General features: G+C 58.1%; 22 protein-coding genes. 13 read left to right on the forward strand and 9 right to left on the reverse strand.

From position 1 onward, the window contains the following. Positions 1-24 precede the first annotated feature (24 nt). Positions 25-2,193: a hydantoinase gene (locus tag COA65_02685; GenBank protein ID PCJ61138.1), complete on the forward strand. Its 2,169-nt coding sequence runs from the start codon at positions 25-27 to the stop codon at positions 2,191-2,193. Between the two features lie 24 nt (positions 2,194-2,217). Here COA65_02685 and COA65_02690 read toward each other — a convergent pair whose 3' ends face one another. The 6 genes from COA65_02690 to COA65_02715 form a co-directional block, all read right to left on the reverse strand. Continuing rightward, complete coding sequence (locus COA65_02690) at positions 2,218-3,024, reverse strand: GntR family transcriptional regulator (GenBank protein ID PCJ61139.1); 807 nt, start codon at positions 3,022-3,024, stop codon at positions 2,218-2,220. 8 nt (positions 3,025-3,032) lie between these two features. Beyond that, positions 3,033-4,223 (reverse strand): CoA transferase, encoded by a 1,191-nt coding sequence (locus COA65_02695; GenBank protein PCJ61140.1) that lies wholly within the window; start codon positions 4,221-4,223, stop codon positions 3,033-3,035. An 11-nt stretch (positions 4,224-4,234) separates the two neighbouring features. Beyond that, a complete protein-coding gene (locus COA65_02700) occupies positions 4,235-5,389 on the reverse strand; it encodes an acyl-CoA dehydrogenase (protein ID PCJ61141.1) in 1,155 nt (384 codons plus the stop codon). A gap of 15 nt (positions 5,390-5,404) precedes the next feature. Beyond that, positions 5,405-5,923, reverse strand: coding sequence for a dehydratase (locus tag COA65_02705; GenBank protein PCJ61186.1), 519 nt, complete (start codon positions 5,921-5,923; stop codon positions 5,405-5,407). Between the two features lie 137 nt (positions 5,924-6,060). Continuing rightward, entirely contained in the window at positions 6,061-8,094 is a 2,034-nt protein-coding gene (fadH, locus tag COA65_02710; protein PCJ61142.1) for an NADPH-dependent 2,4-dienoyl-CoA reductase, read from the reverse strand. A gap of 33 nt (positions 8,095-8,127) precedes the next feature. Next, a complete protein-coding gene (locus COA65_02715) occupies positions 8,128-9,546 on the reverse strand; it encodes a hypothetical protein (GenBank protein PCJ61143.1) in 1,419 nt (472 codons plus the stop codon). Positions 9,547-9,809: 263 nt separating this feature from the next. On the opposite strand from COA65_02715, the gene COA65_02720 reads away from it, so the two are divergent. Then, the gene (locus tag COA65_02720) at positions 9,810-10,964 is read left to right on the forward strand and encodes an acyl-CoA dehydrogenase (protein PCJ61144.1); all 1,155 of its coding nucleotides are present in this window, start codon (positions 9,810-9,812) and stop codon (positions 10,962-10,964) included. A 22-nt stretch (positions 10,965-10,986) separates the two neighbouring features. After that, complete coding sequence (locus tag COA65_02725; protein PCJ61187.1) at positions 10,987-12,156, forward strand: cyclohexanecarboxyl-CoA dehydrogenase; 1,170 nt, start codon at positions 10,987-10,989, stop codon at positions 12,154-12,156. 4 nt (positions 12,157-12,160) lie between these two features. On the opposite strand, the gene COA65_02730 is transcribed toward COA65_02725, so the two are convergent. Further along, the gene (locus tag COA65_02730) at positions 12,161-13,081 is read right to left on the reverse strand and encodes a 4-hydroxybenzoate octaprenyltransferase (protein ID PCJ61145.1); all 921 of its coding nucleotides are present in this window, start codon (positions 13,079-13,081) and stop codon (positions 12,161-12,163) included. Positions 13,082-13,217: 136 nt separating this feature from the next. Between COA65_02730 and COA65_02735 the strand changes: the two genes are divergently transcribed. After that, the gene (locus tag COA65_02735; GenBank protein ID PCJ61188.1) at positions 13,218-14,585 is read left to right on the forward strand and encodes a glutamate--cysteine ligase; all 1,368 of its coding nucleotides are present in this window, start codon (positions 13,218-13,220) and stop codon (positions 14,583-14,585) included. Positions 14,586-14,604: 19 nt separating this feature from the next. Here the strand turns inward: COA65_02735 and COA65_02740 are convergent, their stop codons facing one another. Further along, positions 14,605-16,152: a metalloprotease TldD gene (locus COA65_02740; GenBank protein ID PCJ61146.1), complete on the reverse strand. Its 1,548-nt coding sequence runs from the start codon at positions 16,150-16,152 to the stop codon at positions 14,605-14,607. A gap of 523 nt (positions 16,153-16,675) precedes the next feature. Here COA65_02740 and coxB point away from each other — a divergent pair. From coxB to COA65_02785, 9 genes are all read left to right on the forward strand, one after another. Continuing rightward, positions 16,676-17,521 (forward strand): cytochrome c oxidase subunit II, encoded by an 846-nt coding sequence (gene coxB, locus COA65_02745; protein PCJ61189.1) that lies wholly within the window; start codon positions 16,676-16,678, stop codon positions 17,519-17,521. 24 nt (positions 17,522-17,545) lie between these two features. Next, a complete protein-coding gene (gene ctaD / locus COA65_02750) occupies positions 17,546-19,144 on the forward strand; it encodes a cytochrome c oxidase subunit I (protein PCJ61147.1) in 1,599 nt (532 codons plus the stop codon). Between the two features lie 70 nt (positions 19,145-19,214). Beyond that, positions 19,215-20,108 carry a protoheme IX farnesyltransferase gene (locus COA65_02755; GenBank protein PCJ61148.1) on the forward strand — a complete coding sequence of 298 codons (894 nt, stop codon included), beginning with the start codon at positions 19,215-19,217 and terminating at the stop codon, positions 20,106-20,108. Between the two features lie 150 nt (positions 20,109-20,258). After that, positions 20,259-20,921: a cytochrome c oxidase assembly protein gene (locus COA65_02760; protein PCJ61149.1), complete on the forward strand. Its 663-nt coding sequence runs from the start codon at positions 20,259-20,261 to the stop codon at positions 20,919-20,921. Continuing rightward, on the forward strand, positions 20,914-21,729 hold the full coding sequence (locus COA65_02765; GenBank protein ID PCJ61150.1) for a cytochrome c oxidase subunit 3: 816 nt from the start codon (positions 20,914-20,916) through the stop codon (positions 21,727-21,729). The genes COA65_02760 and COA65_02765 overlap by 8 nt, the downstream gene beginning before the upstream one ends. 19 nt (positions 21,730-21,748) lie before the next feature. Continuing rightward, on the forward strand, positions 21,749-22,123 hold the full coding sequence (locus COA65_02770; GenBank protein ID PCJ61151.1) for a hypothetical protein: 375 nt from the start codon (positions 21,749-21,751) through the stop codon (positions 22,121-22,123). Positions 22,124-22,125: 2 nt separating this feature from the next. Continuing rightward, positions 22,126-22,830 carry a hypothetical protein gene (locus COA65_02775; GenBank protein ID PCJ61152.1) on the forward strand — a complete coding sequence of 235 codons (705 nt, stop codon included), beginning with the start codon at positions 22,126-22,128 and terminating at the stop codon, positions 22,828-22,830. A gap of 110 nt (positions 22,831-22,940) precedes the next feature. Next, complete coding sequence (locus COA65_02780; GenBank protein PCJ61153.1) at positions 22,941-24,341, forward strand: threonine synthase; 1,401 nt, start codon at positions 22,941-22,943, stop codon at positions 24,339-24,341. Beyond that, positions 24,338-25,594 carry a peptidase M16 gene (locus tag COA65_02785; protein ID PCJ61154.1) on the forward strand — a complete coding sequence of 419 codons (1,257 nt, stop codon included), beginning with the start codon at positions 24,338-24,340 and terminating at the stop codon, positions 25,592-25,594. Before COA65_02780 ends, COA65_02785 begins: the two co-directional genes overlap by 4 nt. A gap of 42 nt (positions 25,595-25,636) precedes the next feature. Here COA65_02785 and COA65_02790 read toward each other — a convergent pair whose 3' ends face one another. Further along, positions 25,637-26,215, reverse strand: coding sequence for a hypothetical protein (locus COA65_02790; GenBank protein ID PCJ61155.1), 579 nt, complete (start codon positions 26,213-26,215; stop codon positions 25,637-25,639). Positions 26,216-26,310: the final 95 nt, after the last annotated feature.

The raw sequence follows: 26,310 nt of genomic DNA on the forward strand, positions 1-26,310 counted from the left end.
CGATTAAAACAGGGGGATTTTTTAATGGCGAAGGCCGCCGCGTCACCGGGTAACGAAAAAAACTACATCCTAGCGCTCGACGCGGGGGGCACGATGACGGATACGATTCTCGTCAAGCCGGATGGCGATTTTACGATTGGCAAGTCGCTGACGAACCGGGAGGACGAGGCATCGAGCTACCTTGAATCCGTTGAAGACGCGGCGAGCAATCTGGGGCTGAAATCAACAGACGTGCACAGCCAGGCATCTGTCGCCATCTATGCCGGGACCGGCATGTTGAACACGCTTCTCACCGGCACCGGCCGCAAGGTGGGCCTTCTGGTGACGCGCGGCTTTGAACATGCAACCATCATGGAAGGTGGGCTCACCTATCTTGGTCAGACTCAGGCTGAAATCCTGCATCAGCAATTGCATGAACACACGCGCCCGATGGTCGATCCGCGCAACGTTGTCGGCATTAGCGAACGGATCTGCGGCGGCAGCTATTTCATGCAGTCCCATATGGGCGCCGGCGAGGTCATGATCCCGGTGAACGAGGCCCATGTCCGCAAGGGTGTGGAACAACTGCTTGCCAGCAATGTGGAAGTGATCGGCATTCTGTTCCTGAATTCCTACGCCAACCCGGAAAATGAGAATACCGCGCGGCAGATCGCCGAGGCGGTTATCGAAAAAAGCGGTCGCAAGGTGCCGGTCGTTACGTCTGCCGATGTCGCGCCGGTTTCACGCGAAAACAATCGCCTGAAGAGTCTGTTGATCCAGTGCTTTGCTGCCGAGCTGACGCGCGAAGCGCTTCGCGGCGTCGAAAATGCCGCGATTAAGGAAGGCTATGAGGGTCGGTTGCTGACGCTGCTTTCCTACGGCGGTGCCGTCAACATGGATTACCCGCGCCTTTACGAGACAATTATCTCCGGCCCCATTGGCGGGCTGATGGGCGCCCAGGTCTTTTCTGAGAAGCTTGGCATCAAGAACGCGATCACGGCGGACATGGGCGGCACCAGCTTTGATGTGGGGCTGATCGTCAATGGCATGTTGGGCATTCGTAAGGACGCCGATTTTGCTGGCCACCGTCTGGCGCTGCCGATGGTGGCGATTGATTCGGGCGGTTCCGGTGCCGGTTCGGCGATTGAGGTCGATGCTTATAAACGTCTGCGCGTCGGGCCGGAATCCGCCGGTGCCGAAGTCGGCATCTGCTACAAATACGATCGCCTGACCGTGACGGATGTGAACGTCGCTCTCGGTTATGTCGATCCCGATTATTTCCTGGGCGGCAAGATCAGCCTCAACAAGGATCGGGCCCTGACCGAACTGGAACGTGTGATTGCAAAGCCGCTTGGCCTTGATGTGTATGAGGCGGGCAGCGGCGTTCTCGAAGTTATCAACACACAAATGCGTGACCTTGCTTCGACGATGATTACCTCGAAGGGCTACAACCCCCGAGACTTCACCATGCTGTGTTATGGCGGCGCCGGGCCTGTCCATATGTGGGGCTATTCGGATGGGATCGATTTGGCGAACGTCATCACCTTTCCCTGGGCGGCGGGGTTCTCGGCCTTTGGGGCGGCCTGCGCGGAATACATGCACCGCTATCACCGCAGTTTTGTCGGCACGGTGCCGAACGGCATGGCGGAAAGCGCAAAAACGGAAATGGCAAAGCAGCTGGATGCCGCCTGGCGTGGCCTTGAAAAGACCGCCAAGGACGAGATGGCTCAGGAAGGCGTTGATCCGAAACAGATCTCCTTCCGCTATGGCGCATATGCCCGTTATCTCGGTCAGCTTGAAAGCTTCGACACGCCGCTTGATTTTGGTGTGCTGAAATCCGCCGCCGATGTTGACCGTATCATCGCCGCCTTCGAAGACATGTATACGAAAATCTATCCAGAGGGTGCGCGCTTTCAGGATGCAGGCTATTCGATTACCGAGATTTATATCCAGGCGGTCGCGCCAAAGCCGAAGCCTGCAATCCGCGAACATCCCATGTCCGGGGCCAAGCCTTCCTCGTCGGCCTATGTTGAAACGCGCAAGGTGTTCCACAAAGGCGTCTGGCAGGATTTTCAGGTCTGGCAGATGGAGGAACTTGCCGCCGGCAACGTCGTCGAAGGCCCCGCCATTATCCGCGACCCAATGACGACCGTCGTCATCCCGCCGGGCAAGCGGATCGAATTCGACAAATACCGCGTCCTGCACTACCGCTAGATGCGCACACCTAGATGCGCGCACCTAGGCGTGTGTGCGTCGTAGCTGCATCCGGTAGGCAAAGCGTTTTGCCGGGTGCAGGTTGACGGCCACCTCCAGAGGCCTTCCCGCCACGTCGAGATAACGCCGCGTGATGTGAAGCCCCGGTGTGCCGGGATCGACGCAAAGCCGCCGCGCCATGTCATCAATGATGACAGTGGCGTTTATTTCCTGATCGATTTCAGCAATCCGTGCGCCGAAACGTTTTTCGATCAGGCGATAGATGGCTTCGGAAACGGTCCCGATTTTGTCGCGTAGGGCGAAGAATCTTTCCGGCAGGTACAGGGTTGTCCAGGCAATCGGCTGGTTTTTCCGGGTGCCGTCGATACGGGTGCCGGCAAGGCGCATGGCTTCGATGCGAAGCCAGCGTTCACCGGGTGCGGCGCCAAGCAGCTTGCATTCCGTCGCGTCTCTGACCGTAATTTCACGCATGTCGTGCACGCAAAGCGTCGTTGCGGCGGCGTATTGTAAAATCTCATCAAGGGAATCGAGAGACTGGACGTAGCGCGCATCGGGCGTTGCGTCACACACGGTTGTGCCGGAACCCTGACGGCGTGAAACCAGGCCATCGCGCTCAATCAGTCGGATGGCATCGCGGATTGTATGTCGGCTGACGCCGAAGGTTTCGCAAAGGGTCTTTTCGGGCGGCAGCGTCGTGCCGACGGCATGTTCGCCGCTGGCAATTGCCTGGTCGAGGGCGGCGGCGACGGCGCGGTAGCGGGGAATGCCCGGCTTCAAGATGTCCGGTTTAGGGACGCCCGATTTCGGCGTGGTCGGCTTCGGCGTGGCCATCCGGCGCGTCACCCAATCACCCCTTTTTTACGTAAATCGGCAATCCGCGCCTTGTCGTACCCAAGTTCTTCGAGAAGCGCGTCGGTATCGGCGCCCAGCGCCGGTGCCGGTTCGGCGCGTGGCGTCTCGCCGGGGACGCGGATGGGGCCAAGCAGCATCTCAAAGCTTTCCCCCGTTTTTGGGTGGAAACGGCCGATGTTGCCGTTCTCCCGGACGAAGGGATTGTCGAGGGCCTGGCGAACGTCATAGACGGGCGCCGCCGGGATTTGGCCCGCGAAATGGGCCAGCCATGCCGTCGTTGTTCGCGCCTGCAAGGCGGCATCCAGCATGTCCGTCAGTTTTTCCCGTTGTTTCAGGCGGTCGGCGAAACTGCGAAAGGCGGGGTCGTCGCCCCATTCCGGATGGCCGACTGCGCGCGCCAGCATTGGCCAGAATTTTTCCTTGTTGCACATGATAAAAATCCAGCCGTCTTTCGTTCGGTAAAGCTGGCTCGGCGTCAGCGATGGATGGCTTGAGCGCGCTTCGCGGGTCTGGTTCACACCTTCGTTCAGGTACCAGGTGGCAAGATAGGAAAGGTTGTGAAGGGACGTGTCGAAAAGACTGGTGTCCAGATCACAGCCCTGGCCCCTTGCGCGTGCGCCCAGCATGCCGGACAGAAGCGCGAACCCGGCCATGACGCCGGTCATCATGTCGATGATGGAAATGCCACAGCGCGACGGCGGCCCGTCCGGCTCGCCGGTCAGGTTTAAATAGCCGGACTCGGCCTGCATCAGATAATCGTAGCCGGGCCAGGCGGCGCGGCTTCCCCCGCGTCCATAGGCCGTCAGGTGGGCACAGACGATGCGCGGGTTGACGTCGCGAAGGCTGGCATAGGTCAGGCCCAGTTTGTCCGGCAAATCGCCGCGCAGATTGTCGAGCAGTCCGTCCGCACTGCGTGCCAGATCGCGTAGCGTTTCGCGCCCCTCGGCTGTCTTCAGGTTCAATGTCAGGCTTTTCTTGTTGCGGTTGAAGCTCTGAAAAAACTCGCTGTCGCCGGAATCGAGAAAATGGGGACCGATGGCGCGCGCCATGTCGCCGCCGTCGGCGGGGTTCTCGATTTTGATGATTTCGGCGCCAAGATCGCCCAGCAGCATCGTGCCGAAGGGACCGGCGCCATATTGTTCGACGGCGAGAATGCGAAACCCGTCCAGGGGCAGCATCGCGTTGCCCCTTAAACCGGGTTCCGCTCGACAAGCTGTCGGGCGATAATCAGGCGCTGGATTTCGTTTGTTCCCTCGCCGATGACCAGCAGCGGCGCGTCGCGGTAATAGCGCTCCAGATTGAATTCCTTGGAATAGCCATAAGCCCCGTGAATGCGCATCGCTTCAAGGGAGTTTTCAATCGCGGCTTCGCTGGCAAAAAGTTTTGCCATGCCGACTTCCATGTCGCAACGTTCGCCAGCGTCAAAAACTTTTGCCGCCTTTTGGGTCAAAAGTCTGGCCGCCTCGACCCGGGTCGCCATGTCGGCCAGCTTCAACTGGATGGCCTGGTGCTGGGCAATGGGCTTGCCGAAGGTCTTGCGCGTTTGCGCGTAAGCCAGCGCCTCGTCGAAGGCGGCCCTGGCAACGCCGACGCCGCGGGCAGCAACGTTGATGCGGCCGATTTCAAGCCCGGACAGCGCTTGGTTAAGCCCCTGGCCCTCTTCGCTGCCGATCAGACGGTCGGCGGGGATGCGGTAATCCTCAAAGCGCATCTCGACCGTATCGACACCGCGATAGCCGAGTTTCTTGAGCTTCTTGCCGACCTGAAACCCCGGTCCCTTTTCGGCAAGGAAAAGGCTGATCCCGCGCGAACGCGGCTCGGCCTTCGGGTCCGTCTTGACAAGCAGGGCAAAGCACGTGCCGTGGAGGCCGTTCGTAATCCAGCTTTTTGTGCCGTTGACGATGTAGCTGTCGCCGTCGCGTGTCGCCGTCGTGCGGATGGCCTGCAGGTCCGTGCCGCCATCGGGTTCGGTCAGGGCAAGACCGCCGCGAAGTTCCCCGGTGGCAAAGCGCGGCAGGAAGGTTTTTTTCTGTTCGTCGGTGCCATAGCGAAGCACGGCGTTTGCCATGATCAGATGCGAGTTGAAAACGCCGGCAAGGCTCATCCAGACGCTGGCGATGCGTTCGACAATCTCGGCATAGAGCGTCGCCTTCAGACCAAGGCCGCCATATTCCTCGGGGATCATCGCGCCGAACAGGCCAAGCGCCTTCATCTTTTCCACGATGTCTTCTGGATAGATGTCGTTCTGATCCAGTTCCAGGACATGGGGCCGCACATCCCGTTCAAGGAATTTGTCGATGCTGTCCAGAATCAGGGTGTCGCTTTCATTCATCGCCATGTCCATAGGTCCTGTTACTGCTTAGTAATTGGCGTCGTCCTCGATGCCATGCCCGCGCTTTGGGACAAGGGCGCTTCGTTCGAAGACCATGAAAACGGTGCCATCGGCCTTTTTGCCGGTTGTGCGGACGGTAACGACACCTGCCGTGGGACGCGTTTTGCTTTCGCGTGCCGCCAGCACTTCGGATTCCGCATAGATCGTGTCGCCGATGAAGACGGGCGCAACCAGGCGGATATCTTTCCAGCCGAGATTTGCAATCGCCTTCTGGCTGACGTCGCTCACGCTCATGCCAAGGACAATGGCAAGGGTCAGCGCGCTGTTAACAAGGGGTTTTCCAAATTCGCTCTTTGCCGCATAGGCCGCGTCAAAATGCAGGGGATGGGTGTTCATTGTCAGCAGCGTAAAGGCGGTGTTGTCATATTCCGTGATCGTCCGTCCCGGCCGGTGCTCGTAAATGTCGCCGATCTGGAATTCCTCGAAAAAACGGCCATAGGATTCGCGGGTGCGATTTGGTCCGACGCGTTTTGCCTCAGCGACCATGGTTTTCTCCAAAAAGGGTGGGTTTCTGCGAAAAAATTTGTCCGGACAAATTTTATCCGACGGGGCTTCATCATGCAAGGTGCGCGCCGTGCAAGGCCTGACCGGGGTCGTTTTAGGAGCGGGAATCAGGGGAGGGTCTAGACGGTGGCGGCGCGCCGTGTGCCGTCGGCGATGGCAGTGGCGGCGTCGAGTTCCAGCGCTTTCTCGGCGCCACCAAGCAGGGTGGCCGAAAGGCCGGCGTGTCGCAGCGCGTCGTAAAGATCGCGGTTCGGTTCCTGGCCGGTGCAGACGACGACATTGTCCACCTCTAAAAGGCGGTCCTCGCCGTCGACGGCAATGTGCAGGCCGTGCTTGTCGATCTTGCGATAGGTGACACCGCCGATTTTATGAATGCCGCGTTTTTTAAGGGTCGTGCGATGGATCCAGCCGGTCGAACGGCCCAGCCCCCTGCCATGGGGCGTCGTCTTGCGTTGCAGCAGATAGATTTCTCGGTAGGCTTTCTTGGTCGCCGGTTCGGCAAGGCCGCCCCCATGGGTGACGGCTTTGTCGACGCCCCAGGTGCCGAAGAAGGCGTCGATGTTCTGGCTTTCCGGCGGCCCTTCCGGGGTTGTCAGATATTCGGCGACATCAAAGCCAATGCCGCCGGCACCAAGGATGGCGACCCGTGATCCGATTTCTTTTTTCCCCTCGATTACGTCCGTGTAAGACAGGACGATGGGGTGGTCGATGCCCTCGATTTCCGGGACGCGCGGTTTGATGCCGGTGGCAAGAACAATCTCGATGTAATTCCCGGAACGCAATTCATCGGCCTTGACGCGGTGGTTCAGCCGCACATCGACGCCGTGTTTTTCAAGCATGTTGCGGTAATAGCGAAGCGTTTCAAGAAACTCTTCCTTGCCGGGGATTTTTACGGCCAGGTTTAGCTGGCCGCCGATTTCCGGGCCAGCATCGAAAAGCGTCACCTTGTGTCCTCGTTCGGCTGCCGTGATGGCATAGGACAGCCCTGCGGGTCCGGCACCGACAACGGCAATTTTCTTGATCTCTTGCGCAGGCGTGATCGGAATTTCCGTCTCGTGGCAGGCGCGCGGATTGACCAGGCAGGACGCCACACGCTCGGTGAAAATATAATCGAGACAGGCCTCGTTGCAGGCGACGCAGGTGTTGATTTCTTCCGGCTTGCCAGCGGCCGCCTTGCGCACAAAATTTGCGTCCGCCAGAAACGGTCTGGCCATGGAGACGCAATCGGCAAGGCCCTTTGCCAGGATATTTTCCGCCACCTCGGGCGTGTTGATCCGGTTCGTCGCCACGACGGGAATGGACAAATGCGTCTTCACGGCGGCGACGATATCGACGAACGCGGCGCGCGGCACCATTTGCGCGATCGTCGGAATTCGCGCCTCGTGCCAGCCGATGCCGGACGTAATCAGGGTCGCGCCGGCCTTTTCGACTTCCCTGCCCTGGAAAATGACTTCTTCCCGGGTGTTGCCGTCCTCAATCAGGTCGATCATTGAAAGCCGGTAGATAAGGATAAAGTCCTCGCCGACGGCCTGGCGTGTGCGGCGCGTGATTTCAAGAGGCAGGCGAATGCGGTTTTCGATTGCCCCGCCCCAGCGATCCGTCCGCTGGTTGACGTGCCGGGTGGTGAACTGGTTCAGCAGATAGCCTTCCGAGGCCATGATTTCAACGCCGTCATAGCCGGCCCGTTTTGCAAGCAAGGCACAATCGACGAAGTCGGCAATGGTCTTTTCGATTTCCTCTTCCGTCATCGCTTTTGGGGTCACCTTGCTGATCGGTGAACGGATGGCCGATGGCGCAAAAGCGGTATCGAGTTGGGAATAGCGGCCCGGGTGTAGAATCTGCATGCAGATGACGCCGCCTTCTTCATGGACGGCTTTTGTGATCTTGGCGTGTTCGGCCACTTCTTCTTGGGTCGTCAGCTTGCCGCAGTCGGGGCCAAGGACGCCTTCGGGATTGGGGGAAACGCCGCCGGTGATGATGAGCCCAACCTGGCCCCGGGCGCGTTCACGGTAAAAGGCTGCCAGCTTCTCAAAGCCCTGTGCTTCGGATTCGAGACGCGTGTGCATGGAGCCCATGAGAACCCGGTTTTTTAGCGTGTAAAAGCCAAGGTCCAGGGGCGCTAAAAGATGCGGATAGGGGCTTGTTTGCGGCATGGGATATCGATCCTTAAAAATGCAGCGCCGTCTTTAGCGCCAGAAATATTTCGAAGCTTTTGGATTGGCAGTGTCCGGGAAAGGCAAATAGCCCATGCCCGAAAAGACCTTTTGCGGCACGACGGCCTGGGCAAAATTCCGCTTGGGGATTTCGTAATAGTAGTTCGCGATACGCTGGTCGATTTCCCAGATTTTCAGGTCCTTGCAGGCATAGTCATAGAGGCCGCTTTTCCGTAGATGCGGAAGCAGAAAGCCGATAAAATATGTATAAATACCGTTTAGAATCAACTCATTACGCGACATACGCGCCGTTTTCAGGTACAGCTTGAAAGTTGCCTTGCGTATTTTTTCGACATGGGATTCAAGGTCCTTGATCGCCAGAGGATACAGCTCGCCCATCGGCGTATCCCACTTTTCCCGGACAAAAATAGCGCCGCCCTCAAGGGCTTCCAGGTAATTTTTTGGAATGGTGAAGGTCGTCCCGATGTCGTTGAGACGAATTTCCTTCAACCCGATGGCGTCCAGGTTGAGAATGATTGCCAGGGTGTAGCAATAGGGAAGCTCCTCGCAGGCATCGCTCCAGTGGTAGATGTCCTCGTTCACGAAAATATCGCGGATCAGAAGAACCCGACCGTCCGGCAGCTCGTAAGGCCCGGTGTCGCCGACGCCAAGCCGGCAGTCGTAATGATCGAAGAACGCCAGCAATTCCGCAGTGGCGTTGAAGGCGAGAAAGGCGTCGTGTTTTTCTTTTTCGTCACGGAAGTCGATGCATTCGCCCAGCAGCCTGTCGATAATATCCTGGTCGTGGATGGCGCAGCGATAGCGGTTCTGCGAATTGAAGATATAGCCATCCTGCCGTTTGCCCCATAACACGCGCTGCGTGAATTTTAACAGCGTGTTGCTTTCCTCGACATAGTCGTTTGGCTCGATTGCTTCCAGCGCCAGCAAGGCACAGCGCCCCATGCCAAAGGACACGCTGCCGACGCAGAAGTCATGGACGCAGTTGATTTTCGTGCCGATTTCTTTGCGCGCGCTGGCGCCAATCTCAATCACGCCTTTGGCTCCGACTTCCCGGGTGATGGCGTCCATAATTTCCGGGTAGCGGTAAAAGCATTGTGCGAAGGCAAGGATTTCGTATTCCTGCCGGGGGATCATGCCGGATGCGCCTTCCGTTGCCCGCAGGACGACCATATCCCACAGGCACCAGGCGATGTAATTGTTGAAATCGTTGAGCTCGTCAATCGTGAGGGAATCACGCAGGACGTCCGCCTCGCTCAAAGGCTCCATAATTTTTGTTTTCATGCGTTGCCGTATGACACGGTCGCCAAGAATGCCGTCTGGAATTGGCGGCAGGTCCGTAAAATTGCCGGTGTAGGTCAGCTTCATGAAGCGTAAGCCGTCGTCGGTCGGCTCATAACGCTTACGCCATTCGGATTGTGGATGGGCAACCATGAGATTTTCTCCCCTGTGTCAGCCGTGTGTCCGCTTGATACCGGTGGTCTCTATAATCGAATTTCGAAAATTCTGGGGGTGTCCAGACCTCCTCGCTATGTTCAAAGGCGTCTACTGGTGCAGGTGAGCTTGCCTGTAATTGTAAAATCTAACTAACGTAAGATTGAAACAAGTCTGGGATCAATCTATCATAATCTTGTCGCTGGATATCTGGAAAGGCGTCCCGTAGCGAGGGACTTTGCAAAACAGGAACGGAACGCGCCATGGCCCTCGATCCCGAAACCCTTGAACAACTGCTCGATACCATCCGCCGCTTCGTAAATGAAAAATTGATTCCGAACGAAGCGCGGGTTTCCGCAGAGGACGCCGTGCCGCCGGAAATCATCGAGGAAATGCGCGCCCTCGGCCTTTTCGGCCTGACAGTGCCGGAAGCCTATGGGGGCCTTGGTCTGACGAATGTGGAAGAGGCGAAGGTCCTGTTTGAACTTTGCCGCGCCTCGCCGGCGTTTCGCTCGGTCATTGGCACAAACATTGGCATCGGGTCGCAAGGCATCGTGCTGGACGGTACGGAAGCGCAGAAACAGGCCTATCTTCCAAAGATCGCTTCCGGCGAGATGATTATTTCCTTTGCCCTGACGGAACCGGATTCGGGTTCCGACGCGGCATCGTTGCGTACGACGGCCATTCGTGACGGCGATGTGTATGTTGTTAACGGCACCAAGCGTTTTATCACGAACGCCCCCCATGCCGATGCCTTTACCCTGATGGCCCGGACGGACCCATCGAAAAAAGGGGCCTCCGGCGTTTCTGCCTTTATTGTTGACCGTGACCTTCCGGGCATTTCCCTTGGCAAGCTCAACAAAAAAATGGGCCAGCAGGGCACCCATGTTTGTGACGTGATCTTCGAAGATTGCCGCGTGCCGGCAGATGCGATTATTGGTGGCAAAGAAAACGTCGGTTTCAAAACGGCGATGAAGGTGCTCGATCGCGGGCGGATTCACATCGCCGCTGTCTGTGTCGGTGTTGCCGAGCGTTTGATCGAAGAATCCCTCTCTTACGCGATGGACCGCAAGCAGTTCGGCGAGCGCATCGCGAATTTCCAACTTGTTCAGGCGATGCTGGCCGACAGCCGCACCGAAACCTACGCCGCCCGGTCGATGGTGATGGACGCGGCGCGGCGCAGGGATGCAGGCGAAAAGATCGGCACGGAAGCATCGTGCTGCAAATATTTTGCCAGCGAGATGGTTGGCCGCGTGGCGGATCGCGCGGTGCAGATTCATGGCGGCGCCGGCTACATCGCCGACTATCCTGTCGAACGTTTCTATCGCGACGTGCGTCTGTTCCGCATTTACGAAGGCACTTCGCAAATCCAGCAGCTTGTCATCGCGCGCAACATGATCCGTGACGCGGAAGGCTAACAGGACACCGCAGGAGGGCGCAGTGGATTTTCAGTTTACCGAGGAACAGGAAGCGCTTCGCGAGGCGGTGATGCGTTTTTCGCGCGAGCGGCTGTTGCCGGATTATATGAAGCGCGAAAAAGAAGGCGTGATCGACCGCGCCCTGCTTCGCGAGATGGGCGCGCTTGGGGTGTTGGGGGTCAGCCTGCCGGCGTCCCTCGGCGGCATGGATGCCTGTTCGATCACCACCGGCCTGGTCATCGAGGCGGTGGCGTATGGTGACTTCAATTTTTCGTACCTGCCGCTTCTAAGCTCGCTGCTGGGGGGGCTGCTGGCCAAGCATGGCAAGCCGGAAATTGTTGAAAAATGGGTGCCGAAGATTGCTGCGGGCGAGGCCATCCTCGCCCTTGGGCTGACCGAGCCCGGCGTCGGCTCCGACGCCGCAAGGCTGACCCTGCGTGCGCGCCGCGACGGCGACGGCAGTGACGGCGACGGCTATGTGTTGAACGGCGAGAAGACGTCCATTTCGGCGGCGGATCAGGCCGAGATCGCCATCGTGTTTGCGCGCACCGGCAGCGAGGAAGCGCGCGCCAAAGGCGTCAGTGCCTTTCTGGTTGAACTGGATGCCCCGGGCATTACGCGAACACGTCTTGACGACGTCGGTACGACCATCATCGGGCGGGGCTCGATTTTCTTTGACGATGTAAAAATCAGCACCGATGCCCTGCTTGGCGAGGAAGGAGCCGGCTTCACCCAAATCATGCAGGGGTTTGATTTCAGTCGCGCGTTGATCGGCCTGCAATGTCTGGCTGCCGCGCGCGCGTCTCTGGATGAAACATGGGCCTATGTTAAGGAACGCCAGGCCTTCGGCTCGCCATTGGTGAAATATGAAGGCGTGACCTTTCCGCTGGTCGAGGCAGAGACGATGTATGAAGCGGCGCGCCTGCTTTGTTACAAGACGCTCTGGCTCCGCGATCAGGGCCGGCCCCATACGGCAGAGGCTGCCATGTGCAAATGGTGGGCGCCGAAACTCAGCTTCGACATGATCCACCAATGCCTGTTGCTTCATGGCCACACCGGCTATTCGAAAGAGACCCCCCATCAACAGCGCATGCGCGATGTGATGGGGCTTGAGATCGGCGATGGCACGGCGCAGATTCAGAAAATCATCATTGCCCGCGAGAAGGTCGGGCGGATTGCCGTTCCGTGGTGATGGCTTAAGGAAGCAGCTTTCCCGCGACGATGGCCAGCGCCAGGATGGCCCCGACCCATTGGTTCGACCGGAATTTACTCAGGCAATCGTCCGGCTGATCGATCTTCAGGGTTACGACCTGCCAGAAGAAATGCGCGCCAAGCAGCGCGAGGCCGGCGTGGAAGGGCCAGCCCAGGCCCATTTCTTCGCCCGCCGCCGCGAAGAAAAGAAGCGCCGTTCCATAGAACAGAAATAGAAAAAGTTTTGTGCGTTTGCCAAGACGGATCGCCGTCGATTTCACGCCGACCCGCAGATCGTCTTCCTTGTCCTGATGGGCATAGATCGTGTCATAGCCAAGGGTCCACATGAAGGCGCCCGCGTATAGCAGCAGCGGCGTGATTTCGAGGCTCCCTTTCACCGCCGTCCAGCCAAGCAAGGTCCCCCAGGTGAAGGTCAGCCCAAGCACCGCTTGCGGCCAATGGGTGACGCGCTTGGCAAAGGGGTAAATAGCGACCAGCCCCAGCGAAGCGATGCCGAGAAAAATTGTGAACGGATTGAAAAAAAGCAGGACGCCAAGCCCAAGCAACAGCAGCACRCCCAAAAACCYATAGGCGTGGCGAAGGGAAATAGTGCCCATTGCCAGCGGYCGGGTGCGGGTGCGTTCGACCCGGGCGTCAAAATCGCGGTCGACGATGTCGTTCAGCGTGCAACCGGCGCTGCGCATAAGGACAGCGCCGATGGTAAAAAGCAGCAACAGGGAAAGATCGGGCGCGCCATCTGATGCCAGGGCCACGCTCCAGATGCAGGGAAACAGCAGCAGCCAGATGCCGATGGGCCGGTCCAGCCGCGCAAGCTTCAGATAGGGGTGCATCGCAATGGGCGCGAAGCGGTCGATCCAACCGGTGGCCGGCGGTTCCGTTACGGCGGTTTTCGTAAGCCTTGTCATCGGCTAAGGTCTAGTCGCTCCGTCGGTTTTCCTCAAGGGCGAGGACGTCGGGGGTGAGCGGTTTGCGAACTTGACGTGTTGTGCAGATGTCCCTTTGTTACCCCAGAAGATCACCGGAAAGGAAAACGCGCCAATCATGACTGCACCCTCGCCGCAGGCGGCCCCTCCCTTAAGCGACATATCCCAGCTTGTTGATTTTCTGGCCTCCGGGTGCAAACCGCCGACCGCCTGGCGGATCGGCACCGAGCATGAGAAATTTATGTTCCGCAAATCGGATCTGGCGCCGGTCCCTTACGAAGGACCTGGCGGTATCCGCGACGTTCTTGAAGGCATGGAGCGTTTTGGCTGGAAGCCGGTCGAAGAAGACGGTCACCTGATTGCGCTGACACGGCCTGGTTCGGGTTCGATCACCCTGGAGCCGGGCGGCCAGATTGAACTTTCCGGCGAGCCGCTGGAAACGTTGCATGAAACCTGCGTCGAAGTTGCCGAACATCGCACCCAGCTTCATGCCGTCACGGAATCCCTTGGTCTGGGTCTGCTTAATTTGGGTTTTCTCCCAAAATGGCCACGCGATGCGGTGCCGTGGATGCCGAAGGCGCGCTACGGCATCATGGGGGATTACATGCCGACGAAAGGGGCCCTTGGCCTCGACATGATGTTGCGCACCTGCACCGTTCAGGTAAATCTGGATTTTGCTTCGGAAGCGGACATGGTGGAGAAGTTTCAAATCTCCATGGCGTTGCAGCCGATTGTGACGGCGATGTACGCAAACTCCCCCTTTGTTGAAGGCCGCCCAAGCGGCTATTTAAGCTATCGTTCCCATGTGTGGACGGATACGGACCCCGACCGTTGTGGCTTTCTGCCCTTCGTCTTCGATGCGGACATGGGCTTTGCGCGCTACGTCGATTACATGCTCGACGTGCCGATGTATTTTGTTCGCCGTCAGGGCAAATACATCGACGCCGCCGGGCAAAGCTTTCGCGATTTTCTGGCGCGTAAATTGCCGGCCCTGCCGGGCGAAGCGCCAACCCTTGACGATTGGGAAGACCATCTGACAACCGCGTTTCCAGATGTGCGCATGAAACGCTTTCTTGAAATGCGCGGTGCCGGTGCCGGGGGCGGCCCTTATCTTTGCGCCCTTCCGGCTTTCTGGGTGGGGCTGCTTTACGACGCGGAGGCACAACGCGCGGCGCTTGACCTTGTTTCCGGATGGGGGATGGACGAACAGGCAAACCTTCGCGAAGACGTTGCGCGCAAGGCGATGGCTGCGCGCATCCATGGGCGTGCAGTGCGGGACGTGGCAGGCGAAGCGCTGAAAATTGCGCGCGCCGGTCTTTGCCGCCGGGCGCGATGCGATCACAAGGGCCGGGACGAAAGCCATTTCCTCGACGTGCTGGACGCGACGGTGGCAGGGGGCGTGACGTTGGCCGAAGATCTGCTGGACCGTTACGCCAATCGCTGGGGCGGGCGCATCGAATCAATCTATGAGGAATGCGCTTATTAGAAGAATGCGGGTGCTTTTTTTACTGGGACGCCGTGCCGCCGACCGTAAGCTTGTCGATCAACAGGCTTGGCTGACCGACGCCGACGGGCACGCCCTGGCCCTCCTTGCCGCAGGTGCCGATGCCGGGGTCGAGTTTTAAATCATTGCCGATCTTTGAAACCTGTTTCAGCACATCGGGGCCGTTGCCGATCAGCGTTGCGCCCTTGACCGGCGCCGTGATGCGGCCGTCTTCGATCAGATAGGCCTCGGTCGCCGAAAAGACGAATTTTCCCGACGTGATGTCCACCTGACCGCCGCCGAAATTGACAGCAAAAAGGCCTTTTTTTACCGAGCGGAGAATGTCCTCCGGAGGCGTGGTGCCGGCCAGCATGTACGTGTTCGTCATGCGTGGCATGGGTTGGTGGGCAAAGCTTTCCCGCCGCCCATTGCCGGTTGGTTTCACGCCCATCAGCCGGGCATTTTGACGGTCCTGCATGTAGCCTTTAAGGATGCCGTCCTCAATCAGAACGGTGCGCTCGGTGGGTGTGCCTTCGTCGTCGATGGTGAGCGAGCCGCGCCGGTTCGCCATGGTGCCGTCGTCAACAATGGTGACGCCTTCCTTCGCAACGCGCTCGCCGATCAGGCCTGAAAAGGCGGACGTTTTTTTGCGGTTGAAGTCACCCTCAAGGCCATGGCCGATGGCTTCATGCAGAAGAATACCGGGCCAGCCCGGCCCCAGAACCACCGCCATCTCACCGGCGGGTGCCGGGATGGAGTCCAGGTTCACCAGCGCCTGGCGCAGGGCTTCGTCCACCTGATGCTGCCAGTTCTCCGGGGCAAGCCAGGCGTCATAGGCGCTTCGGCCCCCGACGCCGTAACTGCCGGCCTCCATGCGGTCGCCCTTGCCGACAACGACGCTGACGTTCAGGCGCACAAGCGGGCGCAAATCGCTGGCCCGCTCGCCACCGGCGCGCAAGATCTGGATGGCCTGCCATTCGCCGGTAAGCGAGACCGTGACCTGGCGAACGCGGGGGTCTTTCTGGCGGGCATAGGCGTCGATGGCGGCCAGCACGCGCAGTTTGTCCTCGAAATCCACATGATCCAGGGGATTGTGATCGGAATAGAAATGCTGATTGGTGCCCAATGGCGCCGCCATCAGGCTGCCGCCATGGCCTTTGCTGACCGCGCGCACCGTTTGCGCGGCGCGGCGCAGCGTCGTTTCGTCAAGATGGGACGCATGGGCGTAGCCTGCGGCCTCACCGGAAATTGCGCGCAGCCCGAACCCGTGGGAGGAATCGAAGCTCGCGCTTTTTAACTTGCCATCGTCAAAGACAAGGCTTTCCGATTGCCGGAATTCCAGAAAAAGCTCGCCGTCATCGGCACCGGCGACGGCGTCATCGACAATCCGCTCGACGCGGTTCCGGTCAAGCTCCGTGCGCGTAAAAAAGAGATCATCCGTCGTTGCGAAATCGGATGCGGCGAAATCGGATGCGGCGAAATCGGACGTGGGCAGATCGGACGTGGGCAGATCGGACAAGCTGGGCCTCCATCTATTTTTAGCGACATACGCCGTCACCCTATCACACATGTCGGCCCCTAGGGCCTGTGAGCAGCCAGTCCTTTGGGTCCGTGCCAGCGGCAAAAGGGGGGGGGCCGAGCCGGGATCATTTTGTCGCTTTGCGGGGTGTTATTGGTTGGAAATGCCTTGAAATTCGCCAAAAACCGGCATTGTTTTGTGGCCTCGCAGGGGGACAATCCTTCGGGGAAGCCCCTCAGCTTCCGGTCTGGTTGTTTAGAATCCCATTAAAGTAAGGTGTGATCCTGCTCTTAAATTTTCTGCCTTTTCAAGACCCTTGGTCGGGCGACTTTTTTTGCGCCGTCGCTAGAAAATACTTTTTCCGTCCGGCGTTCTTATGATAAGGACTTATAGCCATAACGATTGTAAGTTATAGCGACATATATAAGAATTAAGTCGCGCCATATAGGGATGGGTGCCACACTGGGTCCTTCGCCTTTGTCACGCGGTCAGATCTTTCATGCCGTTCCAGGGCGGCGATTTTTTTCTTTCGGGATTTACCAATTTTACCAGTTGTAAGGGGGGGCTGAGGCCCATGGCTTTCGGTCGGCGACTTTTCTATCTTGTAGCGTTTTTGATTCTTGGTTTTGGCGCGAATACCGCCGCAATGGCGGATCAGCCAAAACCCTGGCAGTTTGGATTTCAGGATGCCGTGACTCCGGTCATGGAACAGATGAACGATTTTCACAATTTGCTGCTCGTCATCATTACGGCGATCACAATTTTCGTTTTCGTTTTGCTTGGTTACGTCCTTTATCGTTTCAGCGCGAAGCGCAACCCGGTCCCTTCAAGGGTTTCCCACAACACGCCGGTCGAAGTGATCTGGACGCTGGTCCCCATCCTTATCCTGATTGTCATCGCGATTCCGTCCTTCCGTCTGCTGTATTTCGTGGACCGGGTGGAAAACGCGGACATCACGATCAAAGCGGTCGGGCATCAATGGTACTGGTCCTATGTTTACCCGGACGCGGACGACCTCACCTTTGATTCTTTCGTGGTGGAGGACGACGATCTTGAAGAAGGGCAACCCCGGCTGCTTGCAACCGATAGCGCGGTTGTGGTGCCCGTCAACAAGACCATTCGTGTGCTTGTTACGGCGACGGATGTGTTGCATGCCTGGGCGGTGCCTGCCTTTGGTGTCAAGATTGATGGGGTCCCGGGACGGCTGAACGAAACTTGGTTTCGCGCCGAGAAGGAAGGCACCTATTACGGGCAATGCTCGGAGCTTTGTGGCACAAATCACGGCATGATGCCGATTACGGTGAAGGTCGTCTCGCAACAGGCCTATGAGGCCTGGCTTAAAGAGGCGAAAGAAGAATACGCAATCGATGATACCGCCAATCGCGAATCCCGCGTCGCGCGGATCAACGTCCAGCAATAGCATTAGGATTGGAGAGCGCAGGCCATGAGTGAGGGTGCTGTTACGGCTGAGGAATTACGCTATCGCACAGGATGGCGGCGTTGGGTCTTTTCAACAAACCATAAAGACATCGGAACCATGTACCTGATTTTGGCGGGTATCATGGGGATCGTTGGGGCCGCGGCGTCCATTCTGTTTCGGATGGAACTGCAGGAACCGGGTCTTCAGTTTGTGTCGGATGGGCACGTCTTTAATGTGCTGATCACAGCCCATGGGCTGCTCATGGTCTTCTTTTTGGTCATGCCTGGGTTCATCGGCGGGTTCGCAAACTGGATGGTGCCGTTGATGATTGGCGCGCCGGATATGGCGTTCCCACGGATGAACAATATCAGTTTCTGGCTGTTGGTGGGTGCCGCGGCCATGCTGGTTGGGTCGCTGTTTGTAAGCGGTGGACCCGGCGATGGTGTCGGCACCGGCTGGACCATTTATCCGCCTTTGAGTTCAAGCGTCGGCCATGCAGGTCCGGGGGTCGACATGGCGATCTTCAGCCTGCATCTTGCTGGTGCGTCCTCGATCCTGGGCGCGATCAACTTCATCACGACGATCTTCAACATGCGTGCGCCGGGCATGACGCTGCATCGGATGCCTCTGTTTGTCTGGTCGATTCTGGTGACGGCCTTCCTGCTGTTGCTTTCGCTGCCGGTTTTGGCGGGCGCCATTACGATGCTTCTGACGGATCGCAATTTCGGCACGACCTTTTTCGAGGCGGCCGGCGGCGGCGATCCGATCCTCTTCCAGCATCTTTTCTGGTTCTTCGGCCATCCAGAGGTCTATGTGCTGATCTTGCCGGCCTTCGGTGTCATCAGCCAGGTTATCTCGACCTTCTCGAAGAAGCCGATTTTCGGCTATCTCGGCATGGCCTATGCAATGATTGCCATTGGCGTTGTCGGTTTCATTGTCTGGGCGCATCACATGTATACGGTGGGTCTGGATGTTGATACGCGGGCCTATTTCATTGCGGCGACACTGGTTATCGCGGTGCCAACCGGCATTAAAATATTCAGCTGGATTGCCACAATGTGGGGTGGTTCGATTACATTTTCGACGCCGATGCTGTTTGCCATTGGCCTGATCGTATTGTTCACCCTTGGTGGTGTGACGGGGGTCGTGCTGGCGAATGCGGGCATGGATATTCCGCTTCACGATACCTATTACGTCGTGGCGCATTTCCATTACACGATGTCGATGGGCGCGTTGTTTGGTCTGTTCTCCGGCTTCTATTACTGGCTTGGCAAGATGAGCGGACGGCAATATTCGGAATGCCTCGGCAAGCTGCATTTCTGGATCACCTTCATTGGCGTGAACATCATTTTCTTCCCGCAGCATTTTCTTGGGCTGGCAGGCATGCCGCGGCGCGTTCCCGATTACCCGGATGCCTATGCCGGCTGGAACATGGTGTCCTCGTTTGGTGCTTATTTCACCGCCATCGGGACGCTGGTGTTCCTCTACATGCTTTTCCGGACATTCACCTCCGGCAAGAAGGTTCCCAACAATCCGTGGGGTGAAGGTGCAACGACGCTGGAGTGGACGGTTACGTCCCCGCCGCCCTGGCACTCTTTCGATGAGCTGCCGCGAATCCGCTAAGCACGGGTTGCGCGCAGGTCACGGATCTTAGGAGTTTAGCGTGTCGGAAGGTTCGATCGATACTACGGCAATGTCTGGGGAAGCTGTCTTTGCGGGCGGCTCCCGTGCTCAGGACTTTTTCCAGCTCCTGAAGCCACGAGTGATGTCCCTGGTCCTCTTCACCGGGGCTGTCGGTCTGCTGCTTGCGCCGGGAAGCCTTCATCCGGTGCTGGCGGGGATGGCGCTTCTCTGCATTGCCGTCGCAGCCGGTGCAGCCGGTGCGATCAACATGTGGTATGACCGGGACATTGACGCCAAAATGCAACGGACCTGTACGCGGCCGTTGCCTTCGGGGCGCATTGTTCCGGATGAGGCGTTGAGTTTTGGCGTCGTGCTGGCGATAGGTTCCGTCGCCATGATGGGGCTGGCGGTCAATTGGGTGGCGGGTGCTCTACTCGCGCTGACCATCGGCTTCTACGTTTTTATCTATACAATGTGGTTGAAGCGGCGGACGCCTCAGAACATCGTCATCGGCGGTGCTGCGGGTGCCTTTCCGCCGATGGTTGGCTGGGCGGCTGTGACTGGCGATATAAGTCTCGGTCCGATCGTGCTTTTCGCCATCATCTTCCTGTGGACGCCGCCGCATTTTTGGGCGCTTGCTCTTTACCGCTGCGGCGATTATGCGAAGGCAGGCGTGCCGATGCTTCCTGTGGTGGCGGGTGCGCGTGCGACCCGCAGACAGATTCTGATTTACACATTCCTGCTGATTCCGATGACATTGGTCCCCTTCTTTATCGGACTTGCGGGCCTCTTTTACGAAAGTGTCGCCGCCCTTCTCGGAGCCGTTTTTCTGGTAGCGGCCTTTCGCGTGTGGTTCGACACAACGGACCGTTCGGCGCGGCAGATGTTCGCGTTTTCGATTCTCTATCTCTTTCTCCTGTTCGCCGCGCTGCTGGTGGACCGGGGTTTGCAATTAGCAGCCTGAGAATCGGCAACCTAAGGTGGACGTGGCAGTGGCATTAAACGACGACAGAAAGAAAAATTTGCGCACGAAGAATCTCGTTCTTCTTGCCGTTTTGGTTGCTTTTATGGCGCTGGTCTACGTTGTGTCGATTGTTCGCATGGGGGCGCAGGGGTGATCGGTCCGAGACGAAATCAGGCAATTCTGGCGAGCCTCATTGTTCTCGTCGCCGGCATGACGGCGCTTAGTTTTGCGTCGGTGCCACTGTATCGCCTGTTTTGTCAGGTGACGGGCTATGGGGGGACGCCGCAAATTGCCACGGTCCGTCCAGACACGGTTGGCGAGCGTGAAATCACCGTTCGCTTCAATTCGGATGTCGATCCCAAGCTCCCCTGGGCCTTCCAGCCGTTGCAAAGGGCGGTAAAGGTCAAGGTTGGAGAGGAAAAGCTGGCATTTTTCCAGGCGACAAATCGCTCGGACAAGCCGCTTGTCGGCACGGCTACCTTTAACGTGACGCCGCTGAAGGCGGGCCTTTATTTCAATAAGATTCAGTGCTTCTGTTTTGACGAACAACGGCTTGATCCGGGCGAGAGTGCGGACATGCCGGTTTCTTTCTTTATCGATCCGGAAATTTTGAAGGATCCAAACCTGAACGATGTCCAGACAATCACCCTTTCCTATACGTTTTTCCGCTCCTTAAGTGCACGCGAAGAGGAAGAAGGCGACGGCGGTCTTGTCCGCATGGCGGCTTCGACGTTCCAGGCGTTGCCAGGACAAGGGGACAGAAACGCGTTGCAAAGGATTTCGAGCCCCTTGGAAGGAAGTCTAAATGAGTAACAGTCACGCCGCGTCCCATCCGCATCCCTATCACCTGGTCAACCCAAGTCCGTGGCCGTTCACCGGCGCTTTGTCGGCGTTGGTAGCTTTTGTCGGCGCGGTCTATTTCATGCACAGCGATCGCATGCTTGTGGATGCGGTTGTCCTTATCCTGGGTGTTGTCGGCATTCTTTACACGATGGCGCGCTGGTTTTCGGATATCACGCAGGAAGGCGAACATCAGGGGCATCACAACCCTGTTGTGCAGATTGGTCTGCGCTTTGGCATGTCGCTTTTTATCATGTCGGAAGTGCTTTTCTTTGCGGCCTTCTTCTGGGCCTATTTCAACGCGTCCCTCTTTCCGACGGAACAGGTCGGCAGCGTTTGGCCACCAAACGGGATGGAGGTTTTCGATCCTTGGGGTATCCCGCTTGTCAATACGATCATTCTGCTTTCGTCCGGCGTGACGCTCACGATCGCCCATCATGGCTTGCGCCATGGCAGCCGGGGCAAGATGATTGGCTGGCTTGCGGTTACGGTCCTGCTCGGCATTACCTTTACGGCCTTTCAGGCCTATGAATATCTCCATGCGCCTTTCCGGTTCATCGATGGGATCTATCCCACGACCTTCTTTATGGCGACCGGGTTTCACGGTTTTCATGTGATCGTCGGCACGATTTTCCTTTCCGTGATGCTGTTCCGCGCCATTTCCGGACATTTCAAGCCGGAACACCATTTCGGCTTCGAGGCGGCGGCCTGGTATTGGCACTTTGTTGACGTGGTGTGGCTGTTCCTGTTCACCTGCGTTTACTGGTTGCCGACAACTTAAGAGAGGCGAAGCCATACGAATGGAGGAAGATCCCACCAAGACTGTTTCTTCCATTCGCGCCGGCATTGCGGGGCGCTGCCCCGCTTGCGGGAAGGGAAAACTCTTTCAAGGCTATCTAAAGGTCGCAGGCCGATGTTCGGTCTGCGGCCTTGATCTTTCCGAATATGAAAACGCGGATGGTCCTGCCGTCTTCGCCATCCTTCTGCTTGGCTTTCTTGTCGTCGGGCTGGCGTTGTTTGTCGAAGTCCGATATCAGCCGCCTTTCTGGCTGCACGCGCTTCTTTGGTTCCCATTCATTCTGCTGAGCGTTTATCTGATGCTGCCGCGTCTGAAAGGCTGGCTTATCGGTGCCAGCTACAAATACCGATCCCATCATCGGGGCGAGGCACCCTAAAGGTGGCGTTTTCCTTTCGACCGACCCTGTGGCCAACGCTGCTGACCATTCCAGCGGTTCTGGTGTTGCTTGCTATGGGAAGCTGGCAGTTGGACCGCCTTCAGTGGAAGCGGGCCATCCTCGCCGAGATGGAAATGAACCTAGCCAAACCGCCGCTTTTGCTGCCTGCCTCGATTGCCGATCCGAAGGGCTTCGCGTTTCGCCGCGTTCACGTCACGGGTCGCTTTCTTCACGACCGGGAAATGCATTTAAGCATCCGCGTTCGCAATGGCCGGCCCGGTGTTGAGGTCGTCACGCCGCTTCGGCGCGAGGACGGCAGCGTGATAATGGTCAATCGCGGCTGGGTGCCGATGGACAGGCAAGAAGCCGAAAGTCGACCGGCGGGTCTTGTTTCTGGCGTCATCACGGTTGAAGGCGTTCTCCGCATGGACAGGCCGAAGGGCGGGTTTACCCCGGAGAACGTGCCCGAGGAAGGGTTGTGGTTTCATGTGGACCTGGCGGAGATGGGCCGTTTTGCCGGCGAAGATCGCGTGCTGCCCGTCCTTCTGGAGGCGGGCCTCGCCGAAATTCCAGGCCGGTATCCGATTGGCAAAGCGCCGGTGATTGATATCAAAAACGACCACCTTGCCTACGCCATCACCTGGTATTTGCTGGCCCTCATTCTTGTGGTTATCTATTTTATTTACCATCGGCGCGCCCGCAACTGATCGGCGTCCTTGCTGCCGAATGGGGCTTGCCAGATGTGGCTTGTCGGAGAGGCGGGCTGTGGATAGGTTCTGGGTATCGCCGCGCGGCGCGGAAATTTTGGAGATGGCATTTGCGTTACGTCAGTACCCGGGGAGAGGCCCCCGAGCTTCCCTTCGACAAGGTTTTGTTGGCCGGTCTTGCCAGGGATGGTGGCCTTTACGTGCCTGCGGTCGTCCCCCATTTTTCGGCGGGTGACCTTGAAGCCCTAAAAGGGCTTTCCTATGCCGACCTTGCCGTTCGCGTCATGGCGCCATTTCTTGGCGACAGCATCGCGGAAGCGGATTTTGCGCAATTGGTGCATGAGGCTTATGCCGGGTTCGATGATCCGGACGTGGCCCCCCTGCGTCAGCTGGAGCCGGATTTGTGGCTGCTTGAGCTTTTTCACGGGCCGACCCTGGCGTTCAAGGACTACGCCCTTCAGGTCGTAGGCCGGCTTTTCGACCATGTGTTAAAAGCGCGCGGATCCCGCATCACGGTGCTTGGCGCGACGTCTGGCGACACCGGCTCGGCGGCGATCGAAGCCTGCCGTGATCGCGATTCCATCGACATCTTTATCCTGCATCCGAAAGGGCGGGTCTCAGAAGTGCAGCGCCGGCAAATGACGACGGTCACTGCCGCCAATGTCTACAATCTGGCGATTGAAGGAACCTTCGACGATTGCCAGGATTTGGTGAAGGCGATGTTCAACGACATCCCTTTTCGCGATGCGCTTCAGCTTTCCTCGATCAACTCCATCAACTGGGCGCGCATTCTTGCCCAGACGGTTTACTATTTTCATGCGGCGCTGGCCCTTGGCGCGCCGGAAAAGCGAATTTCCTTCGCCGTGCCGACGGGAAATTTCGGCAATGTCTATGCGGGCTATGTGGCAAAGCAGATGGGCCTGCCGATTTCGCGTCTCGTCATTGGAACAAACCGGAACGACATTCTTTATCGCTTCTTCACCACCGGTGAGATGGCGATTCGCGGGGTAGAGCCAAGTTTAAGCCCGGCAATGGATATTCAGATATCAAGCAATTTTGAACGCTATCTTTTTGATCTCTATGGGCGCGATGGCAAACGGCTTGCCGGGGCGATGACGACTTTTCGTCGTGACGGTCGCCTGGAAGTTGAAAAAAGCCTTCTTGATAAATCCCTTGAGGTTTTTTCCCCTCATCGTCTGGACGACGAAGAAACGCTGTCAACCATTGCGACGGTGTACCGGGAAAACGGGTTTTTGATCGATCCCCACACGGCGGTGGCCGTGGCAAGCGCGCGCAGCTTTGCGCCCCAGGCCGACGGCCCGGTGGTGGCCATGGCCAGCGCGCATCCGGCAAAATTTCCGGACGCRGTTGAAAAGGCGACGGGYATTCGCGCYGATYTGCCGCCGCAGCTTGCCGGTCTTTTTGAACGYGAMGARCGYATGGYGACGCTTCCCAATGATCTGGCGGCGGTGGAAGCCTATATCGGGGCTTGCYCAAAGGGGGCGGCATGACGGTGCGTGTCACCCGCCTTGCAAATGGTTTTCGCGTGGCGACGGATCGGATGGAAGGCGTCGAAAGCGCAACGATTGGCGTCTGGGTCGGTGCCGGCACCCGCTATGAAGACGCGGCGACGAACGGGGTGGCGCATCTTCTGGAGCACATGGCCTTCAAGGGCACTAAAACGCGTTCTCCCAAGGAAATCGCCGAGGCAATCGAGGCCGTTGGCGGCAGCCTGAACGCCTATACGTCGCGGGAACAGACCGCCTACCATGCCCGCGTGCTTGGTGCCGATGTCGGCCTTGCCATCGATTTGCTGGCGGACATTCTGCAACGCTCCGTTTTTGATGACGACGAGCTTTCCCGCGAGCGTGCGGTCGTTGCCCAGGAAATAGGCCAGTCGGAAGACACGCCGGACGATGTGATTTTCGATCGCTTTCAGGCGGTGTGTTATCCGGATCAGCCGATGGGTTGGCCGATCCTTGGTACCCAGGAAAGTTTAAGCCGGCTCTCGCGTGAGGCGATTCTTGGCTACCTTGGCGACACCTATCACGCGGGCCGCATGCTTTTGGTGGGGGCCGGTGACGTGGAACATGACCGCGTTGTTGAACTTGCCGAGCGCGCCTTTTGTTCCCTGACGCCTGAGGCGGTGCCGGCGCCCAAGCCCGCCCGCTATGTCGGTGGGGAGTTCAGGGAAGCGCGCGCGCTTGAACAATTGCACCTCGTCCTTGGCTTTCAGGGATGCGGCTATCGCGACCCTGATTTCTACGCGATGTCGGTTTATTCGACGTTGCTTGGTGGCGGTATGTCGTCGCGTCTTTTTCAGGAAGTGCGTGAAAAGCGCGGCCTTGTTTATTCGATCCACAGCTTTTCTGCCGCCTATGGGGATGGCGGGTTGTTTGGAATCTATGCCGGAACCGGCGAAAAGGAGGCAGCCGAGCTGCTCCCCGTTATTGTTGAAACCATTCAGCAGACGGCGGTGGATTTGCAGGAGGAAGAAATTGAACGCGCAAAAGCGCAGTTGAAAGCCGGCATTCTGATGTCCCGGGAAAGTTCGGCCGCGCGCGCGGAACAATTGGCCAATCAATTGCTGATTTACGATCGTCCGCTGACGACGGGGGAAATTGTGGCCAAAGTCGAGGCGGTTGACGCGGCTTCGCTTGCGCGCGTTGTGACGCGGCTTTTCGAAAGCCCGCCGACTCTTGCCGCCTTGGGGCCGCTTGCAAATCTGGAAGATTTTTCCCGCCTGAAGGCGCGCCTTGCGTAATTGCGATCTTTTTTAAGGCGTGATCTTTTTAAGGCGAAGGTTTTAGGCGTTGCCGATGTCGCCGGAAAGATTGCTCCAGTCAACGCCGATCTTTGCCATGGCCGCTTCCCATTTGGTGGTGAGGGTCTCGTCGAAAAGCAAATCTTCGTCCGCCGAGGCATGCAGCCAGCCATTGCCGCAGATTTCCATTTCCAGCTGGCCGGGGCCCCACCCGGCATAGCCAAGGGCGACCATGCTTTTCCGTGGCCCGCGTCCTTCGGCAATGTCGCGCAGGATTTCAGCCGACGCCGTCAGGGCGACCTGGGCATCAATCTGGAGGGTGCTGTCCTGATGGTAATCGGCCGAATGCAGGACGAAGCCCCGTTCGGCTTCGACGGGCCCCCCGCAATAGAGGCTAATTTCCAGGCCGTCCGCCGTGGCATCGATCCCAAGCTGGGCAAGCAGATCGGGCAGCGGCGCCATGCCGACCCGGCGGTTGATGACCAGCCCCATCGCGCCTTCCGGCCCATGTGCGCACATATAGATAACGGCCCGCGAAAAGCGCGGGTCCTGAATCTGGGGGGTTGCAATTAGAAGCTGCCCAGAAAGATATCCCTGAAGCGTTGGTTTTGCTGTTCCCATGGCCTTTCCACCGTTTCGGTTAGACTATAGTTTGGGCACCAATCGGTAAACGCAAGCTTACCTGAGGCATGTAAAACTTTCGTGACCCACAGAAA

Source organism: Rhodospirillaceae bacterium, assembly GCA_002746255.1.
GTDB lineage: Bacteria > Pseudomonadota > Alphaproteobacteria.

Coding starts and splice junctions, on each gene's coding strand:
- COA65_02685 (PCJ61138.1), top strand. CDS start 25: ATGGCGAAGGCCGCCGCGTCACCGGGTAACGAAAAAAACTACATCCTA.
- COA65_02690 (PCJ61139.1), bottom strand. CDS start 3,024: ATGGCCACGCCGAAGCCGACCACGCCGAAATCGGGCGTCCCTAAACCG.
- COA65_02695 (PCJ61140.1), bottom strand. CDS start 4,223: ATGCTGCCCCTGGACGGGTTTCGCATTCTCGCCGTCGAACAATATGGC.
- COA65_02700 (PCJ61141.1), bottom strand. CDS start 5,389: ATGGACATGGCGATGAATGAAAGCGACACCCTGATTCTGGACAGCATC.
- COA65_02705 (PCJ61186.1), bottom strand. CDS start 5,923: ATGGTCGCTGAGGCAAAACGCGTCGGACCAAATCGCACCCGCGAATCC.
- fadH (PCJ61142.1), bottom strand. CDS start 8,094: ATGCCGCAAACAAGCCCCTATCCGCATCTTTTAGCGCCCCTGGACCTT.
- COA65_02715 (PCJ61143.1), bottom strand. CDS start 9,546: ATGGTTGCCCATCCACAATCCGAATGGCGTAAGCGTTATGAGCCGACC.
- COA65_02720 (PCJ61144.1), top strand. CDS start 9,810: ATGGCCCTCGATCCCGAAACCCTTGAACAACTGCTCGATACCATCCGC.
- COA65_02735 (PCJ61188.1), top strand. CDS start 13,218: ATGACTGCACCCTCGCCGCAGGCGGCCCCTCCCTTAAGCGACATATCC.
- COA65_02740 (PCJ61146.1), bottom strand. CDS start 16,152: ATGTGTGATAGGGTGACGGCGTATGTCGCTAAAAATAGATGGAGGCCC.
- coxB (PCJ61189.1), top strand. CDS start 16,676: ATGGCTTTCGGTCGGCGACTTTTCTATCTTGTAGCGTTTTTGATTCTT.
- ctaD (PCJ61147.1), top strand. CDS start 17,546: ATGAGTGAGGGTGCTGTTACGGCTGAGGAATTACGCTATCGCACAGGA.
- COA65_02755 (PCJ61148.1), top strand. CDS start 19,215: ATGTCTGGGGAAGCTGTCTTTGCGGGCGGCTCCCGTGCTCAGGACTTT.
- COA65_02765 (PCJ61150.1), top strand. CDS start 20,914: ATGAGTAACAGTCACGCCGCGTCCCATCCGCATCCCTATCACCTGGTC.
- COA65_02770 (PCJ61151.1), top strand. CDS start 21,749: ATGGAGGAAGATCCCACCAAGACTGTTTCTTCCATTCGCGCCGGCATT.
- COA65_02785 (PCJ61154.1), top strand. CDS start 24,338: ATGACGGTGCGTGTCACCCGCCTTGCAAATGGTTTTCGCGTGGCGACG.
- COA65_02790 (PCJ61155.1), bottom strand. CDS start 26,215: ATGGGAACAGCAAAACCAACGCTTCAGGGATATCTTTCTGGGCAGCTT.